Here is a 19,787-nt window from a genome sequence, read left to right on the forward strand (position 1 = left end):
CATTTGCCGTATTGAGTGCAAAGGGCTTCGCCTGCTCTCTATCTTGAATTTGATTATCGAATTCAGGCGGCATGGCTACGTCATAAAGAAAAGAATTAGGCAAAATAATGAACAAAGAAAAATGTGTAATCGCACCACTGACACTTTTAGTAACGACCGCGCTGTTGTCGAATAGCGCAGTCGCTGAGGCAGAGAATCAAAGTCAATTTTCAGAACACTCAGTGATGATAGTCACTGCCCCCGTTGATTCACCATTAACTATCAGCACCTCACCAAAAACACCTAGACAGCCAGTGCCAGCGAGTGATGGTTCTGATTATTTGAAAACGATCCCCGGCTTCTCGCAAATTCGTAATGGCGGCACGAACGGTGACCCCGTTTTTCGTGGCATGTTTGGCTCTCGCTTACGGATTTTAACTAATGATAGTGAGATGTTAGGCGCTTGCCCATCTCGCATGGATGCCCCAACCTCTTATATTTCGCCAGAAAACTTCGACCTATTAACGATGATCAAAGGGCCTCAGTCAGTTCTTTGGGGACCAGGTAACTCGGCAGGTACAATTCGTTTTGAGCGTGAAAAACCCATTTTTGATAAAGCGGGTGTTCAGGGGAATGCAAGTGCGTTAACGGCCTCTAATCAGCGTTGGGATGCGAATGCAGATGTCAGTATGGGGAATGAAAAAGGTTATTTACGCTTAATAGGTAATAAATCTCGCTCTAATGATTATAAAGATGGAGATGGTAAGAAAGTGCCATCAAAGTGGGATAAATGGAATGCGGATGTTGCTGTAGGCTGGACGCCAGATGAATACACGTTACTTGAGCTTACCGCGGGGAAAGGGGATGGTGAAGCTCGCTATGCAGGTCGTGGAATGGATGGCTCGCAATTCAAACGCGAAAGTCTAGGTGTGCGTTTTGAAAAGACAAATATTGGCACAGTGCTTGATAAGCTAGAAGCGAATATGTACTACAACTATGCCGACCATATTATGGATAACTATTCATTACGTGACACAAGTGGCTCAATGGGGGGCGGCTCTGGTCATATGGGGCATATGATGGGCGGTGGTCATGGCATGATGAATATGCCAATGAAAATGCGTGTTGATCGTAAAACGGTGGGTGGCCGAGTTATGGGAACTTGGTTATGGAACGATTACGAATTACGTGCAGGGGCCGATATGCAAACTAATACTCACCGTAAGGAGAGCAATAACCACTGGAATAAGGATGCAACATTCCAAGATTATGGGCTGTTTGGTGAGTTAACGTGGAATGCAAATGCGCATGGGAAAGTCGTTACAGGTGCGCGTGCCGATAGGGTATTAGTGGATAATGAGACCGCGGTAGGGTCATCGGGGCGCAATACTGTGATGCCAGCAGGGTTTGTGCGTTATGAGCATTCGCTTTCTGATATGCCTGTCATGCTGTATGCCGGTGTCGGTTACACTGAGCGTTTTCCTGATTATTGGGAGTTATTTTCACCAACCTACGGCCCTGATGGAACAAGCAATGTGTTCGATCATTTAAAAACGGAAAAAACGACCCAGTTAGATATCGGTGCAAAATATAGCAATGATAAAACTAACGCATGGGTTTCCGCTTATATTGGGCGAGTCGATGATTTTATCCTATTCCGTTATAACCCACATAATTCGCGACAAAGTCAAGTTGAAAACGTGAATGCGATGATCATGGGGGGAGAAATGGGCGTCGCCTATAAGCTCAGTGATGCGTGGAAAGCGGATGCAAGTCTCGCTTATTCTTGGGGGGAAAACCGCAGTGATAGGCAACCATTACCGCAGATGCCGCCATTAGAAACCCGTTTTGGTTTATCTTGGGAAAAGAATGATTGGACGGCAACAGGGCTAATGCGTATTGTCAGTAGCCAACATCGTGTGGCGATTAATGATGGTAACGTAGTCGGGAAAGACTTCGGTAGCAGTGCTGGTTTCACGATTTTCTCCGTTAATACCGCTTATCGGGTGAATGATCATGTTAAGTTAAGTGCTGGTGTTGATAACCTATTTGATAGAAATTATAGCGAACACCTAAACTTAGCGGGTAATAGTGGGTTTGGTTATTCCTCTAATCAACCCGTGAATGAGCCGGGCAGAACGTTTTGGGCGAAATTGAACTTAACTTTCTAACGAGAAGCGGTTTTATCAAAACAGAACACCCGAGGTAATATCGGGTGTTCTACAAAAATAAGGTTTAATTGTGGATGCTTATCGACCAATATTGCGTAGCGCATTGCCTTTCATTAGGTTCTCTTCTATCTGCTCTAATGAAACATTTTTTGTTTCTGGGACAAAATAGAGCGTGATAATAATAAATACAGCATTTAACCCAGCATAAACCCAGAAAGTATTCGTATCCCCTAAAGTCGATAGCAGTGTTAAGAACGTAGCGCTAACGATCATATTTGCTACCCAATTTGAGGTAGTTGAACAGGTGATACCGAAATCACGACCTCTCAGTGGTTGTATCTCAGAACATAAGACCCACATAATCGGTCCCGCACTCACGGCAAATCCAATAATAAAGATAAGTAAAAAGGCAATACTACTATATTGGATTAGAACGGTATGCGTATCAAAAGAGAGCAAGTAGGCGAGTAAGCCGATACTGATTGCCATGACACTAAAGCCAAAGATCAATAATTTTTTACGGCCAAAACGGTCAACGATTGAGATGGCAAAAATGGTTGTGATGACGTTGACTAAGCCAATAAGAACTGTGCCATACATTTGTTGGGTGGTACTTTCAAACCCCGCTAATGAAAATATTTTAGGGGCATAGTACATAATGACATTGATACCTGTCAGTTGCTGCATAAATTGCAGAGCAATACCCAAAAATACAGTACGTCGGAAATTACTGTTATTTTTAAATAAACCGAATCCCGATTGCTTGATCTTTAGGCTATTAAAAATATCATCCAGCTCTTGGATCGCTTCATTTTCTGATTTTCTTAATTTTAATAATATAGTTTTAGCATCATTCGATCTATTTTTACTGGCAAGCCAACGGGGGCTTTCGGGTAAAAAAGTGACGCCAATAAAAAGCAAAACAGCAGGGATAGCTGTGATCCCTAACATCCAACGCCAAGCATGATCATAACTAAAAGCGGTATCAGAAATAAATGCAAGTAAGATACCTATTGTAATCATTAATTGATACATAGATATCATTCCACCACGGATCTTTTTCGGTGCGATTTCTGATAAATAAGCTGGAGTTGTGAATGAAGAAATACCAATTGCGAGTCCTAATATGACTCGCGAAATAATAAGTATATTGGCATTAGGGGAAAAGGCGGAGCCTAATGCACCAATAATAAATAATATTGAACTGATCAGTAAACTCTTTTTTCTACCACTTAAAGATGATAACCAACCGCTAATAATAGCGCCAGCTGCGGCACCAAACATCATTGAGCTGACAACCAGTTCTTGCTGGGTTGATGAGATATCAAACTGTTGACTAATAAAGGGAAGTGCACCAGAGATAACCCCAGTATCTAAACCAAAGAAGAGGCCTGCGAGTGCTGCCAGTAAACCGACAAAGATAACCATAAGACTTGTTGAGGTATTATTCTTAACCATTATTATTAGTCCTTTATTGCAAAGTTGGATTATTAACTCAGTTATCTGTCCTTTAAAAAAGATGAAACTAAAATTTATGCTAACGTGATATTTGTTTATTTTCAACACTCGATATATTTAATATGAACTTTAATGAAGTAATATTCAAATAATTATTAACATCATAGAATTGATTATCTATATTTGATGGGCTTTTAATGATGATTTTTTTATGAAAATGAAATGAAAGTTAATTATCTGTTAGATAAGTTATTAAGATTAAATATAAGAAATAAAGAAAACTAACTCATTGTAAGTTAGTTTTCTTTAATTTAATCAAATAATGACAGGGATATAATAATTTAATTCTTTAAGATAGAGGCGTGAGTTTTCAATAAACTCTTTATAATCGGGCGTAGACTTTAAAACATAGTTTTCAATGTCACAGCCTTCACCCCGAGCAATATCCATACTCGCAAGTACTTTTCCATATACGGTATAGATAATGTCGTTGTAATCAATACCGTGGAGCTCATCACACGTAAACTTAATTTGTAGATAATCGCCAGCAGGGAGAGTTATGCTTTTAAGATTAGGGGTAGGGGAGTCAACACCACTTTCTTCAAAGGTTGTGGTATAGCAGAATTGCCCCTCTTGATCATTGATAGAATCAACACCGTGGATAGCATACATATTGGTTGTGACACACTGAGCTTCATTGATAAAGTCTCTCCAATAGTAGCGTCTCAGCTCTTGGGTTTTAAAATTCCATTCATTGATGCTTTTGGTATAGCGATGCTGTTTACCGATAACCTTAACGGGATCTAATTTGGTTAGGCTGACCTTAACGCTGAACTCTTTACTTTCTCTTAGTGGCAGGCAAAAACCTTCAATTTTCCATCCGGTACGTTTGCGGTATTCAGAAGGGGTGATATTGAATTGTTTTTTAAATGCACGACAAAATGTTTGCTGTGAATCGAAACGATAGCGTAAAGAGATATCCATGATGCTATCATTAGTTAGCCTCAATGCCACGGCTGAGCACGATAATCGTCTAGCACGAATGTAAGAACCGAGAGCAAGTCCTGTTTGGTTTTTAAATAGGCGCTGAAAATGCCACTTGGTGTATCCTGATTTTTCGGCAACAGTATCTAAAGACAGGCGTGACTCTAAGTTTTTTTCGATCCAGAGAATCATTTCTCTAATAACACTTTCCTGAAGCATGATGACCCTTTTAAATTAACTTTGCCCAAAGTATAAAATCATAACTGGCTAAAAATTGGACTTTTATACTAGACAGATACATCCCAGTCGGTATCAGGATAGCATGCCGACTGAGAATTTTTTTAAATAGTTGTGAAGTTAAGTAAGTTTCTCGTTAAATTGACCTTAACCAAAATGCCTAGATTAATCTAATTCATAGGGTCATAAATTGATAGATTCGATATTCCAAATTTGTGAGGCATAGTCTTGGATTGTTCTATCAGTAGAAAAAAAGCCCATATTACAGATGTTTTTTGCTACCTTAGACTGCCAAGATAATGGGTCTTGATATAAATTGTCGACTTGTTCCTGTGTATTGATGTAACTACGATAATCTGCAAACAATAAATATGGGTCACCGCCATCGAGCAAGCTGTAGGTTAAATCTTGATAAAAGTTAGGAACGTCAGGTTTAAAGTAACCCTGTGCTATCTGGTCTATCACTTGTTTCAGTTCAGCATCATTTTCATAATACCAACGTGGATAGTAGTAATTCTGTTTGATTTGTTTTACTTCATCGATGGTATGACCAAAGATAAAAATATTATCGTGGCCAACATGTTCGCGTATCTCAACATTTGCCCCATCGAGTGTACCGATGGTCAATGCACCATTTAGTGCGAATTTCATATTACCGGTTCCGGAGGCTTCTGTACCTGCAAGTGAAATTTGCTCAGAAAGGTCGGTGGCCGGAATTATTTTCTGAGCTAGGCTTACTCCATAATCAGGAATAAACACCACTTTCAAGCGCGAACCGATACGCGCATCATTGTTGATAACCGCAGCAACGTCATTAATGAGGTGGATGATTTTTTTTGCCGCGCTATATGAGGAGGCGGCTTTGCCTGCAAAGATCACCACGCGGGGCACCCAGTTGTGCTCTGGATCCGCTAATATTCGATTATAACGAGTGATGACATGCAGTAAATTTAAGAGCTGCCGCTTATATTCATGAATACGCTTGATCTGTACATCAAATAAGGCTTCAGGGCTAACCACAATTTGTTGTGTCTGGGCAATAAAACGCGCTAATTTAATTTTGTTACTGTGTTTAACTTGTTGCAACTTATCTAAAAATTGAGGGTAATCCATCCACTGCTTCAATTCAGTCAATTGAGGCAAATTAACTAACCATTGTTGGCCGATATAGCTTTCTATAACCGAAGTCAGCTCTGGGTTAGCAATAGCTAGCCAACGTCGCGGTGTCACGCCATTGGTGATGTTGCAGAATTTATTAGGGAAAATTCGGGCAAAGTCGGCAAACAGAGAGTCGGTCATAAGTTGACTATGTAACTCAGAGACGCCGTTGACTTTATGGCAGACAATAGCCGCCAGCCACGCCATTCGCACAAGCTGCCCATACTCTTCATTAATGATGGAGACACGACGCGGCAATTCGTAATCTTGCGGAAATTTTTGGCTCACATGTTGCAAAAATTCGTCATTAATTTGATAAATGATTTGTAGATGGCGCGGCAGAATTTTACGGATCATCTCGACAGGCCAAGTTTCTAAAGCTTCACTCATCAGCGTGTGGTTAGTATAAGAGAACACGTTTTGTGCTAATGCTAAAGCATCCTGCCAACTGACTTGGTGTTTGTCGACTAATAGACGAATTAACTCAGGAATGGCAAGAACAGGGTGGGTGTCATTTAAATGGATTGCCACTTTGTCAGCTAAGTTATCCCAACGTTGGTAAACCAACCAATGGCGGTGAAGTATGTCTTGCACAGATGCAGAAACTAAGAAGAACTCTTGTTTTAAACGCAGCTCTTTGCCTGAATAGGTTGAATCGTTTGGGTAGAGGACGCGAGAAACGTTTTCAGACTCATTTTTTTTCTTAACCGCGGCATAATATTCGCCATCATTGAAAATTTGCAGATCAAATTCATCGCTAGCTTTGGCACTCCATAAACGCAGAGTATTTGTTGCCTCAGTATTATAGCCAGGAATAATTTGGTCATAAGCGACAGCGATAATATCGTTCGTTTTTACCCACTGATAGCGGCCCTCTTCTTCGGTCACATGGCCTTCAAATTGGATTTGGTAGCGATTTTCTGTTCGAGGAAACTCCCAAGGGTTGCCATGAATCAGCCAATCATCAGGGGATTCGATTTGTTGTCCATTACGAATGGTTTGTTTAAACATGCCGTATTCATAACGAATACCATAACCACATGCGGGGAGATTCAGGGTTGCGAGAGAATCGAGAAAACATGCGGCAAGGCGGCCTAAGCCGCCATTACCGAGGCCGGGATCTGTCTCTTGCTCTAACAATTGCTCAAAATCAAAGCCAAGCTCAGCCACGACTTGGGTTAGATCCTCATACATATTCATTGAAATTAATGTATTAGATAATGATCGACCGAGTAAAAACTCCATCGATAGATAGTAAACCTGCTTAAGCTGCTGTGAATAGGTTGCACGGTTCGTCGCCATCCATCGGTCAACGATCCGATCGCGAGCCGCCAGTATGATGGCTTCTAACCATTCTCGTTGTGTCGCAATATAAGGTTCTTTGCCAATCACAAATTTTAATTTATAGATAATGGAGCTTTTTAGTGCTTCTTGTGTCACTAGTGGCGAATGACATTCGTAAACAAAATGAGTGCTCACAATCTTATTCCTTATTGTTATGTAAATTATCTAACATCTCTTTTGTGACGAGAACGATACCTTGTTCTGTGCGATAGAAGCGTTGGCTATCTTCTTCAGGGTTTTCGCCAATAACGCTATTTTCTGGAATGACGCAGCCTCTATCGATAATACAGCGGCGTAAACGTGATGAGCGCCCAATATTCACTCCGGGCAGTAAAATAGAAGATTCGATATTACAGAATGAATTAACTCTCACGCGAGGGAATAACACAGAGTGTATGACAATCGATCCTGAAATGATACAACCCCCCGCAACAAGTGAATTCATGGTCATGCCATGGCTTCCCGAGCGGTCTTGGACAAATTTTGCAGGTGGTAAAGGCTCCATATAAGTACGGATAGGCCAGTTGCGGTCATACATATCTAACTCAGGGGTTACCGAGGCAAGATCCAGTGTTGCTGACCAATAGGCTTCTAATGTTCCGACATCGCGCCAGTAAGGAGGAACATCGGCATTGCTGGTGACACATGAATATTCAAAGGGATGAGCGAGAGCTTCTCTTCTGGCCACTATTTTGGGAATAATATCTTTACCGAAATCATTACTGGAACTCGGGCAAAGGCTATCGTCTTCTAACATTTTGTAGAGGTAATCACTGTTAAAAATATAGATCCCCATGCTCGCTAAACATGAATCAGGCGAATCTTTTAGTACCGGCGGGTCTTGTGGTTTTTCATGGAATTGGGTTATCCAACGATTCTCATCAATTTCCATTACACCAAATTGATGGGCTTCCTCTTTTTTCACTTTGATGCAGGCAACGGTAAATTTTGCATCATTGTTAACATGATCGAGCAACATGCGTGAATAATCCATTTTATAGATGTGGTCACCCGCAAGGATCACAATATATTCTGCACGATAATTACGGATAATATCCATATTTTGATAGACCGCATCGGCCGTGCCTTTATACCAATGGTCGGTAATTTCGCGTTGCTGTGCGGGTAGTAAATCGACAAACTCATTCATTTCTTCATTAAAAAACGACCATCCTCTTTGGATGTGTTGTACTAATGAATGAGATTGATATTGGGTAATAACACCAATTCGTCTAATACCCGAATTTAGGCTATTTGATAATGCAAAATCGATAATACGAAATTTACCACCAAAATGAACAGCAGGCTTGGCTCGTTTACTCGTTAATCCTTTAAGGCGAGTACCTTTACCTCCAGCAAGGATCAAAGCAACGGCCTTTTGAGGCAAATGACGAGCTAACATCATCATATTATTCATATCATTTTGAGACATACCTTAGAACTCTCCAAAATAAGCAAACTGTTATTTAAAGATTTCCCTATTGGTGTATACCTTTCATATTTCAAGTTTTTGTTCTTTTGAACTCAATGACTTAACTATTATTTTGTTCGCCATCTACTGTTATTCAAAATATTCAAGTATAGTAAAACTTAATATAATCGTTTATTGATTACTTTTAATCTAAAAAAGATGACTTTTTTATTTTTTTTATATTACTTACATTCAATAATATACTAGACTTTAGAAATTTAAATATGACTTTAAATGTTTTTCTTTTTTGGAATAAAATTAGTCCTAAATCAACTGACATAAAATGTCATAATTAGTAACAATAAAGTTATTTATCTTAATAATAATATGGCGATAATCTTATGAATGTTTTTAAAGAGTGATTATATAATTTAATAAATAAAAATAATAAAACACATAAAAACCACATAAAACTTACATGTATAAAATTCTTAAAAAGACGGTTTAATGCTGAATAATACGAAGTTAGGATACACATTTTTTGTGATTAATGTCACAATAAATATCTAGGGATAAAAAGATCTATTTTAAAAATGTCCTTATGATTCACTGGATTATGTTTTATGGTTGAAATTAATCATTTAGTGCTATTCATAATTCGATGAGTTTTTTGGCGTCATTTTTTAATTTAAATCAATTAATTTATGGAAGCAGAATGCTAATTTACGCATCGTCAAAACTAACTTTACTTAATTTATTTTTTTAGGGGGTTATTATGCAAAAAGATAATATTGCAAAACTACTTGGTATCAAAATTCGTAAACAAAGAGAAAGTCATAAAATGACGTTAAAACAAACGGCTAGACTAATTGGCGTTTCTGAAGATGAGATGACTCGCTTTGAAAGTGGTGAAAGCTGTATCGATGTCGATTCTTTATTCCAATTTGCCTGTTTATTTAACTTGGAGCCAACGACGTTTCTGTATGGTGTTGTTAACGTTAACCTAGGTACACGCTGCACCATTCATTAATAGGCGTATGATACACTCAGGGAAGGCTATAAAATATCTTGTAAACACCGTCAACAAAAGCACCAAATATCAACATAGAGAGATACTATGAGAAAGTTAATCGGACCGGAAGGAATGACAGAGTCATTATCTTTTTTGGCTCTATTTCTTCCGGCCTTGATTGTTAATTAAGTAATTATACTGAATAGTTTGATTTTTATTATCAAAAAATAATCAACAAGGTTATTATTGAATACATTATTGATTTAGGTAGATTATAAATTCACTTATCAAATAAACTGATTTAATTCCAATTGATTTAAAATCGATTCAGTTATTTTATTGATATCAATTAATTGTGAGTTTATGACGATTTTGTTTGTTTTATGTGGATTTAAGATGAAATGGTCAAGCTGTTTTATAATCAATGAATTTTCGTTAATTATTGAGAATTGGTTATTAGACATTAGAAAATTCTCAAATTGGAGATCATGATGGCATTGCTTAAGGGATAATTTATCAGAAACATTCCCTGTATTAAAAAACAGTTCTAGCGAGGCTAAAAAGCCATTGCTGTCTTTTAAATTAATCATAAGCACATCACCTTTTTCAATGTGTGAAAATGGACGAGAATATTGAATTGAGAGGGAATCAAATTTAAATTCAGGCAGTAAATTAAGGAGCAGCGATACTTTTTCTGCAATTAATGAACGTAATGTCTCTTTGGAAAGGCAATCCATTTTATCAATTTGACGGTGGGCGGATAAGCGCAATAAACCACTATCACGAGTACTCTTATTTGATAAGATTGATTTCATTTCATCATACAGGTGAGAAAAACGAAGCAGGCTATTTTGGCAGATATTAACATCGTTGTATTTAGCTAATTTGAGTAAATTAACTAACTCATTGGTTCCATAATTTGGAACATTATTGAGTAAAATATTTTTTCCTGAATTAATCGCAGATTGAATAATAAACTTTAATAGCTCTTCACTGCATAGGGATGTCACGATAATTGTATCAACCGCATCATTGTCGATGAGATGCTCGATTTTTCTTTTTTGGCAAATAAAGTATGCAGCTGAAGGTATCGGTGAATCTAACGAACAAACGGAGTTGAGTTGACAATGATGTTGGCTATGCAATATCGCTTCTGTATACCATGTATTGTGCGTGGGGGAGCCTATGAGGCCAATACCTGTCTTATTTAACGAGACAAGCGCATGCTGCTCTTCAAGTAAGCGAAGGTGGCCAAACAAATAGAGAAAATGTGTATTCATTACCAAGCTCCTCACCGAAAGGTTAGTTTCAGGTGTTTACATAATCTCAACATAACAGTGTGAAATAATAATTTCATTATTATTTTTATTGAAATTCATGTTTTCTGATGAGTCTCACAATTTTTAAAGACACTGGTAATAGGCTTAGATTTCATCCATGAGTGGTGATTAATAGCATCAAGAAACGAGGTACAGGTTAGTGAGTTTGGAGATTGCCGAAATTGAGGAATATTGAAAGGGAAGGGGAATCGATACCGCTTTGTAATGTTCCGGGCTAAGTCACAACGGAGGTATTTGTGTCCAAAGCCCGTCTTAAGATTAAACTAGCTTACTGCCTTGGCGATAAGCCAGTGCAACAGTGAGTGATTGCGCAAGACACAAGGTTGCTGACTGGGAACGGAAGGCATCAACTTGGGCTTCTTTGATCACAAAACAGACATCACTAAAACTAGCGAGTGGGCTGATTTGGCTATCTGTGATAACAATCTGCTTTGCGCCAGTTTGGGCGGCTTTTTCGCTCACCATAATGGTTTCTTCTGCATAAGGTGTGAAACTAATAGAAACCACAACATCTTTTTCGTTAATTCGGTTGATTTGCTCTTTGAACATACCACCAAGGCCATCGATCAATTGTGGACGGCACTCTAAGTGGCTAAGGGCATAGCTAAGATAGGTTGCAACGCTGAACGAACGACGTAACCCAATGATATAGACATTTTCTGCTTCGGCTAATAGGGTGACGGCTTTTTCAAGATCTTCAGCGGGGGTTCTCGCTGCCATTTGTTGTAGCGCTTGCGCATTTGAGTGAGCAAACTCTTTTAAAATCTGAGCAGGATCATCACTCAGTTCTTGGTCGCTATCCATTTCACGAAATAAACGGGCGCGATCGGTGTAACTTGCCGTTTCTTCCACTAAATTCATACGAAATAACTGTTTCATTTCGTTAAATCCGCTGAAATTAAAGGCATTAGCGAAACGGATTAAGGTAGATGGTGGAACATTGGCTTCCTTAGCGATGACAGCAACTGTATCAAAAGCCACACTATTTGTGTTATCTAAAACATATCGTGCTACTTGCTGTAGCCGTTTACTTAGTTCATCGTAACGGGAACGAACTTGCTCCTGAAACTCATTTAAATTCGATGCAGTTGACATAAAACCTCCGTGACTAGGCTATTGATTGTAGTTATTTTCAGCCGTTAGTCGAATTTTTTTGAAAAACTAATCCAACTAAATGGAATAATCAATTCATATTGCTTTTTATCTGAGGGCTGATTAAAACGATTTTTGAAACCAGTGTCTTTATCTTCAATCGACAATTTCATAAAAACTCAGTCTGGATCACATAAATTGAATGTTATTTCAGTTTTAGTTGAAAATGAAATGAATATTTCATATATCTTTAGCAACAAGGTAACTCTATCAGCTAAAGAGAGGCAACATGCAACAGATTCAGAATTTCATTGGCGGTGAACTTGTATCCAGCCAAAGTGGGCGTTTTGCACCCGTATATAACCCTGCAACCGGTGAACAAACAGCTCAAGTTGTGTTGAGCAGTGCTGCTGAAACTAAACAGGCAATAGAGGTTGCCCATAAAGCCTTCCCTAAGTGGTCAAAATTGTCTCCACTAAAACGTGCGCGTATCCTATTTAAATTTAAAGCGCTGCTTGAAGAGAATATGGATGATTTGGCGCGTTTAATTTCGAAAGAGCACGGTAAAGTATTTTCAGATGCTGTCGGTGAATTAACTCGCGGTCTGGAAGTCGTTGAATTTGCTTGTGGCATTCCACATTTACAGAAAGGTGAACATTCCGCCAATGTGGCAACCGGTGTTGATAGCCACTCCTTAATGCAGCCGTTGGGGGTATGTGCTGGCATTACGCCATTTAACTTCCCTGCGATGGTGCCTATGTGGATGTTCCCAGTCGCATTGGCAACGGGCAACACCTTTGTCCTAAAACCGTCGGAAAAAGATCCATCACTCGCTATTGAATTAGCAAAACTATTAAAAGAAGCGGGTTTACCCGATGGTGTTTTTAACGTTGTTCAAGGCGACAAAGAGTCCGTTGATGTATTGCTTCGTGCACCTGAAGTTCAGGCGGTCAGTTTCGTGGGTTCAACACCAATCGCAGAATACATTTACACAACAGCCTCAGAGCATGGCAAACGTTGCCAAGCACTAGGTGGTGCAAAAAACCACTGTATCCTAATGCCTGACGCGGATATGAACCTAGCGACAAATGCGATTATGGGGGCGGCGTTTGGTGCGGCTGGTGAGCGTTGTATGGCATTATCCGTCGTGCTTGCTGTTGGTGATGAGACCGCAGATACACTGATTGCAAACTTGAAACAGCAAATCGCTAAAATGACCGTAGGTCCGGGTATCGTTGATGGTAAAGAAAATGATATGGGGCCTGTGATTTCAGCACAGCATAAAGCAAAAATTTGTGACTATATCACCAGCGGTGAAAAACAAGGTGCTAGCCTGTTAGTTGATGGACGTGATTTCAAAGTGGCAGGTTTTGAAAATGGCTACTTTGTAGGGCCAACTCTGTTTGATAATGTCACTCCAGACATGGACATCTATAAAGATGAAATTTTTGGTCCAGTACTCGCCATTGTGCGTGTTCCAGATTTTGAAACAGGTCTGAAACTGATCAATCAACATGAGTATGGCAACGGTACGGCTATCTTTACTCGTGATGGTGAAACGGCTCGTGAATTCCAAGAGAATGTGATGGCGGGGATGGTGGGTATTAACATACCAATTCCAGTTCCGATGGCTTTCCACAGTTTTGGTGGCTGGAAACGTTCTATCTTTGGACCGCTGAATGTTCATGGAAATGATGGCGTACGTTTCTATACACGCATGAAAACGGTTACCAGCCGTTGGCCTGCAAGTGTCCGTCTGGAACATCATGAAAGCAGTTTCACAATGCCAACTATGGAATAAATGGAGCCCCATATGAATAAGCAGACAATGACCACAGCTCAGGCATTAGTTAAGTTTCTTAACCAACAATATGTTGAGGTTGATGGCGAGCAGTATCCGTTTATTCAGGGAGTATTTACCATCTTCGGCCATGGTAACGTAGTAGGTTTAGGGCAGGCGCTAGAAGAAGCGCCTGGGCACCTGCAAGTTTATCAAGGATGCAATGAACAAGGGATGGCGCATATTGCTACAGGGTTTGCGAAACAGAAAAAACGCAAGCAAATTTGTGCAGTGACATCCTCTGTTGGGCCGGGGGCAGCAAATATGGTGACGGCGGCTGCGACAGCGACCGCGAATCGCATCCCTCTTTTATTGCTGCCAGGTGATACTTTCGCAACACGTCAGCCTGATCCAGTATTACAGCAAGTTGAGCAATATGGTGATGGCACGATCAGTACGAATGATTGTTTCCGGCCTGTTTCGCGTTATTGGGATCGGGTATCTCGTCCAGAGCAATTGATGTCAGCGATGATCAATGCCATGCGTGTCTTAACCGACCCGGCAGATACGGGAGCGGTAACAATCTGCTTGCCACAAGATGTTCAAGGTGAAGCTTGGGATTATCCGGACTATTTCTTTGCTAAACGTGTTCATCGCATTGAACGTCGTCCAGCGACAACCGTGAGTTTAGAAGAAGCGGTCAGTTTAATTCGTAGCAAGAAAAAGCCACTGTTAGTCTGCGGTGGTGGGGTACGTTATTCCGAAGCGCATGATGCTTTCCGTACTTTCGCGGAGCACTATGCAATCCCATTTGGCGAAACTCAAGCAGGTAAAAGTGCCATTGTGGCAAGCCACCCTTTAAATGTGGGGGGGATTGGTACAACAGGCGGCCTAGCCGCGAACCTACTAGCAAAAGAAGCCGATTTAGTGATTGGTGTGGGAACACGTTTCACTGACTTTACTACCGCATCAAAGTCGCTGTTTAGTCACCCTGATGTACAGTTTTTGAATATTAACGTTGCTGAGTTTGATGCCTATAAGCTCGATGCCTTAAAAATTATTGCAGATGCAAAAGAAGGGCTAACGGCACTGGATGCTTTATTACAAGGTACTGGCTATCAAGCACAGTGGGGTGAGCGTATTCAACAAGCTAAGCAACAGTGGCAATCTGAGTTAGATAGATTATTCTCGATTCAATATAGCCCATTGAATTTTGTGCCAGAAATAGCGGGTCACCTTGATGATAAATTAGAGGAGTATCGTGAAGCGCTTGGTAGCGAGTTGGCACAGACTCGCGTCTTGGGGCTAATGCAGCGCCATATGGAAGATGATGCCATCGTTGTTGGTGCAGCAGGGTCATTGCCGGGAGACTTACAGCGTATTTGGTTACCTAAGCATCCTGATACTTATCATTTGGAATATGGTTATTCATGTATGGGGTATGAAATTGCTGCTGCCATTGGCGCAAAAATAGCAGCCCCGGAACAACCTGTTTATGCGATGGTCGGTGATGGCTCCTATTTGATGCTACACAGTGAGTTACAAACGGCTATCCAAGAAAACGTGAAGATCACCATTCTGTTATTCGATAACGCAGGTTTTGGTTGTATTAATAACCTGCAAATGAGTCAAGGCATGGGGAGTTTCGGAACGGAAAACCGTCATCGTAACCCACAAACAGGGCAAATGGATGGTCCATTAGTTAAAGTTGATTTTGCTAAAAATGCCGAAAGTTATGGGTGTAAGAGTTATCGCGTACATGATGAAGCTCAATTGATCGCCGCAATTGAGGATGCTAAATCGCATTCAGGTTGTGTATTAATTGATATCAAAGTACTCCCTAAAACGATGACTAACGGTTATGAAGCGTGGTGGCGTACCGGAACAGCGCAGGTCGCGAAGAAACCGGAAGTGGTTGCCGCAGCAGACAAAATCAAAGACATGGTTGCTAACCGAGTACGGCAGTACTAAATCATTACTCTGTAGGGAGGGTAATGGGCTAAATGCTTTAGCCATCTCTTTGCATCGCTCAAAATAAGTTGAAATATGCTTGTTTAATAAGGGGAAATAATCCGCCTTAGCCAATCGGCACATTGAAATATTGAGAGCGGTGATGAGCTCTAATCAGACAAGATCAGGTTATTTATCGGGAAGTTTGCATGGATGCAGTGGTTGTTATTTGACGATTAAAGTGGTTGACGTCATTAGGTTATTTCTTTTTACCCAGCGAAAGCTGGGTTTTTTGTTTGTCCATTTTGGGCATTGAAGGTTAAAAGCGATTTAATAAAATGATGAGCGTCGGCAAAGACTAAGTGAGATTGATGAAAAAAAATACCATCAATCAGCGAAGAAGAGACACCTCAATGTTTCTCTAATAGGGCTGGGCATTGTCGAAGATTGTCGGGAAAGCAATATGATTTAGGTTGATGTATCACGGCAAGTGTTAACTCGTTTTACCGAGTGCGAGAAAAAACGCATTTTGGTGAAGGTATGAAGTACTCGTTGGTGAAATGGCAACAACAATTCAAAGTCGAAAAGTCGTTTTTTTGGCATAAAGTGGCGTAACTCCTTTCACTTCACATCTTAAAGCTGTTCCTTTGATCGTTGGTCGTTCAGTTCGCTGGGAGCTTATCTTGTGCCATATTTATGGTTTTAGCGGGGGAACTCACGTCGACTCTTTCATTTTATCAGGAAAAAGGCAGTCAAAATAAAAGGAGTCGCTGTGACGAAATGATAATTAATGAAATGAATATTCTAAAATATCCGTTAAGTTGAATATCTCCCGTTATTAACCTTACTCTAATTGTGACTATCGGCATGCTCTAAAGGCTAATTGATTGAGTTTACATTGTTATTTTGTGATCAGAATAACACTAAAAATCCACTTTATTATAGCAATTGTTATCTAGTCCTCAAAAACATAATTTTCAATTAATTATAAATTGAAATGAATGTTTTATTTGTTATATTTCATCATATCCTAATAGTGGATTTATCGCCTCAAGGAGCATTTCAATGTTCAATATAGCACTATTTGGCGCAGGACGTATCGGGCAGGTTCATGCTGTCAATATTGCCGGCCACAAAGAAACTACACTTTACTCTGTGATTGACCCTTACCAACCTAATGCGCAAGCATTGGCTGAGAAGTACCAAGCGAAAGTTCAATCTACAGAAGAAGCGATGCAGGACCCAAATGTTCATGGCGTTCTGATTGCTTCTGCAACGGATACTCACGCAGATTTAATTGAACTTGCTGCAAAAAATAAGAAAGTGATTTTTTGTGAAAAGCCGGTGCACTTAGATCTTGAGCGTGTTAAAGCGTGCTTAAAAAGCGTTAAAGAGCACAATGTACCTCTCTTTATTGGCTTCAACCGCCGCTATGACCCACAATTTCGCCACCTGAAAAATTTATTCGAACAAGGCGCAATTGGTAAAGCTGAATCTTTAATTATTACATCACGGGATCCATCACCTCCACCAGCGGAATACGTTAAGGTTTCCGGTGGTATGTTCAGAGATATGACAATTCATGACTTTGATATGGCTCGCTTTATGATTGGCGAAAACCCATGCTCAGTCTATGCACAAGGTAGCAATGTCGTTGATCCTGCAATAGGGCAAGCAGGGGATATTGATACCGCGTTTATTATTTTGAAATTTCCATCAGGAGCCATGGCAACCATCTCTAATAGCCGTCGTTCAGGTTATGGCTATGACCAACGTATCGAATTACATGGTGAAAAAGGGTTGTTAACAGCAGGGAATATCAAAGAAAACAGCGTTGAGTTTTTAAGTGACGTTGGTTGCTTATCCGCAAAACCTGAATTCTTCTTTTTGCAGCGTTACCATGAAGCGTATAAAGCAGAATGGGAGCATTTTGTCGATATCCTTGCAGGCCGTGCTGAATCAGAGACAACAGGTACAGATGGTGAATTGGCGCTTTACTTAGCAGACAAAGCCCTAGAATCACTAAAAACAGGCAAAGAAATTCAACTTTAGTTTTAAATACCTCTTGTTTACCGATTACTAAATAAAAAGCGGGAAATGCCATTCCCGCTTTATCAGTCACCTTACATAAATTTATGCGCTAATTATAAATAGAAAGGCTTGGGGGTACTAATGCTGGCTCTACTTTCATTTATCGGCTTTACCTTATTGGTTGCTGGGATTGCTTATTATAAAACCCGAAATGCACATTTGACCTCGTCTGCCGAGGGCTATTTTTTGGGTGGCCGTTCCATGACTGGCCTGTATATCGGTGGCTCTATGCTACTGATGAATTTATCTACTGAACACCTTGTGGGACTAAATGGTTTATCTTTCCGAACCGGTTTTATTGTAATGGCTTGGGAAGTTATGGCGGCATTAACCATTGTGTTATTCGCTATTTATTTTTTACCGAAATATCTTAAATTAGGTATTTCGACTATTCCGGAATATTTAGAGCGCCGTTTTGATAAAAACACCTTATTAATTACCTCTATTTTATTCCTCGCAATGTATGTGATTTCATTGCTACCTATTGTGTTATATACGGGAGCTATTGCTCTTGAAAGCTTATTCCAAGTTTCACATGTTTTTAATGTTGATAAAACAACCGCCCTGTGGATTATGGTATGGGGAGTTGGTGGTTTAGGCGCTATTTACGCCATTTTTGGTGGTATTAAGGCGATCGCGATTGCAGATACTGTGAACGGCGCAGGTTTGATTATTGGCGGTCTATTAGTGACAATATTTGCCCTGATTTATGTGGGAGATGGCAACGCTTGGGCTGGATTAACTGAAGTCTATCAATCACATCCAGAGAAATTTAACTCCATTGGTGATGAAGATTCACTCGTACCGTTCTCAACTCTATTTACAGGGTTAATTGTTTCAAATATGTTTTTCTGGTGTACTAACCAGTCAATTGTCCAAAAATCATTGGGTGCTAAAAACTTAGCGGAAGGGCAAAAAGGGGTGATGCTCTGCGCGTTCTTTAAGTTGATCATCCCATCAATCATTATTTTACCGGGTATTATTGCATTCCATATTCTTAATGGCGAAATTGATAATCCAGATAACGCTTATCCCGTCTTAGTACACATGGTTCTACCTGAATTCTTAGTTGGATTCTTTGCCGCGGTGGTGGTTGGTGCAGTTTTCTCAACATTTAGTGGTGGTTTGAACTCTTCAGTCACTTTATTTACGGTTAATATTTATAAAGATCGTATCAATAAGAATGCGACAGAAGCTCAGACGGTTAAAGTCGGTAAATATTTGGGGATCGCTTTAGCGCTGGCAACCATGATTATTGCTCCTTTGGTTGCTAATGCTCCTGATGGCCTATTCTATTTAATTCAACAATTACAAGGTATCTTTAACGCACCTATTTTAAGTGTGGTGTTAGTTGGTTTGATGACTAAGCGTGTTCCTGCCATTGCTGCAAAATTAGGTTTATTGTTTGGTATGTCTGCTTACATCATTTGTAACTTTATTTTGGATCTAGATATCCACTTCTTCCATTTAGTGGGCATTTTGTTTGTCGCAAATATCCTCTTTATGCTGACTATTGGTTACTTCTTCCCGGGTAAACCTTATGAAGATGTTTATACTGAACAGGTTGATATCTCACCATGGCGTTTTGCGACTCCTGTTGCTTGCTTGATTGTACTAGGCGCTATCTCAATGTATGTCTATTTGGCTCAAGGTGCACCAAGCTATGTCATGATTGGTTACTATATTTTTGCCGCTATCCTTTTAACCTTTATTATTTATAAATTCTCAAAGGCGTGGTTAGTGGGTAAAACTCAGTCGGTTAATGCATAAAGGAGAGTGA

12 protein-coding genes are annotated in these 19,787 nt (G+C 40.0%); 6 read left to right on the forward strand and 6 right to left on the reverse strand.

Annotation, left to right across the window (positions count from 1 at the left end; genetic code table 11):
* The first annotated feature begins 107 nt into the window (after positions 1-107).
* Positions 108-2,150: a TonB-dependent copper receptor gene (locus PR833_RS05060; protein ID WP_004922145.1), complete on the forward strand. Its 2,043-nt coding sequence runs from the start codon at positions 108-110 to the stop codon at positions 2,148-2,150.
* A 78-nt stretch (positions 2,151-2,228) separates the two neighbouring features.
* Here the strand turns inward: PR833_RS05060 and PR833_RS05065 are convergent, their stop codons facing one another.
* The 4 genes from PR833_RS05065 to glgC form a co-directional block, all read right to left on the reverse strand.
* Entirely contained in the window at positions 2,229-3,608 is a 1,380-nt protein-coding gene (locus PR833_RS05065; protein WP_004922142.1) for a sugar porter family MFS transporter, read from the reverse strand.
* 315 nt (positions 3,609-3,923) lie between these two features.
* Positions 3,924-4,811 carry a helix-turn-helix domain-containing protein gene (locus tag PR833_RS05070; RefSeq protein ID WP_004922140.1) on the reverse strand — a complete coding sequence of 296 codons (888 nt, stop codon included), beginning with the start codon at positions 4,809-4,811 and terminating at the stop codon, positions 3,924-3,926.
* A 201-nt stretch (positions 4,812-5,012) separates the two neighbouring features.
* Positions 5,013-7,466, reverse strand: a complete 2,454-nt coding sequence (gene glgP / locus PR833_RS05075; RefSeq protein ID WP_040132243.1) for a glycogen/starch/alpha-glucan family phosphorylase — start codon at positions 7,464-7,466, stop codon at positions 5,013-5,015.
* 4 nt (positions 7,467-7,470) lie between these two features.
* The gene (glgC, locus tag PR833_RS05080; RefSeq protein ID WP_272525937.1) at positions 7,471-8,763 is read right to left on the reverse strand and encodes a glucose-1-phosphate adenylyltransferase; all 1,293 of its coding nucleotides are present in this window, start codon (positions 8,761-8,763) and stop codon (positions 7,471-7,473) included.
* Positions 8,764-9,517: 754 nt separating this feature from the next.
* Between glgC and PR833_RS05085 the strand changes: the two genes are divergently transcribed.
* Positions 9,518-9,772, forward strand: a complete 255-nt coding sequence (locus tag PR833_RS05085; protein WP_004922128.1) for a helix-turn-helix domain-containing protein — start codon at positions 9,518-9,520, stop codon at positions 9,770-9,772.
* 269 nt (positions 9,773-10,041) lie between these two features.
* Here PR833_RS05085 and PR833_RS05090 read toward each other — a convergent pair whose 3' ends face one another.
* Both PR833_RS05090 and PR833_RS05095 read right to left on the reverse strand, forming a co-directional pair.
* Positions 10,042-11,034 (reverse strand): hypothetical protein, encoded by a 993-nt coding sequence (locus tag PR833_RS05090; RefSeq protein WP_272525938.1) that lies wholly within the window; start codon positions 11,032-11,034, stop codon positions 10,042-10,044.
* Positions 11,035-11,352: 318 nt separating this feature from the next.
* Positions 11,353-12,189, reverse strand: coding sequence for a MurR/RpiR family transcriptional regulator (locus PR833_RS05095; protein ID WP_004922124.1), 837 nt, complete (start codon positions 12,187-12,189; stop codon positions 11,353-11,355).
* A 286-nt stretch (positions 12,190-12,475) separates the two neighbouring features.
* Between PR833_RS05095 and PR833_RS05100 the strand changes: the two genes are divergently transcribed.
* From PR833_RS05100 to PR833_RS05115, 4 genes are all read left to right on the forward strand, one after another.
* Positions 12,476-13,987, forward strand: a complete 1,512-nt coding sequence (locus PR833_RS05100; protein WP_004922117.1) for a CoA-acylating methylmalonate-semialdehyde dehydrogenase — start codon at positions 12,476-12,478, stop codon at positions 13,985-13,987.
* Positions 13,988-13,999: 12 nt separating this feature from the next.
* Positions 14,000-15,937, forward strand: coding sequence for a 3D-(3,5/4)-trihydroxycyclohexane-1,2-dione acylhydrolase (decyclizing) (gene iolD / locus PR833_RS05105; protein ID WP_272525939.1), 1,938 nt, complete (start codon positions 14,000-14,002; stop codon positions 15,935-15,937).
* 1,044 nt (positions 15,938-16,981) lie between these two features.
* A complete protein-coding gene (gene iolG / locus PR833_RS05110; protein ID WP_004922108.1) occupies positions 16,982-17,968 on the forward strand; it encodes an inositol 2-dehydrogenase in 987 nt (328 codons plus the stop codon).
* Between the two features lie 120 nt (positions 17,969-18,088).
* Entirely contained in the window at positions 18,089-19,777 is a 1,689-nt protein-coding gene (locus tag PR833_RS05115; protein ID WP_004922104.1) for a solute:sodium symporter family transporter, read from the forward strand.
* Positions 19,778-19,787: the final 10 nt, after the last annotated feature.

Source organism: Providencia sp. PROV189, assembly GCF_028480065.1.
GTDB lineage: Bacteria > Pseudomonadota > Gammaproteobacteria > Enterobacterales > Enterobacteriaceae > Providencia > Providencia stuartii.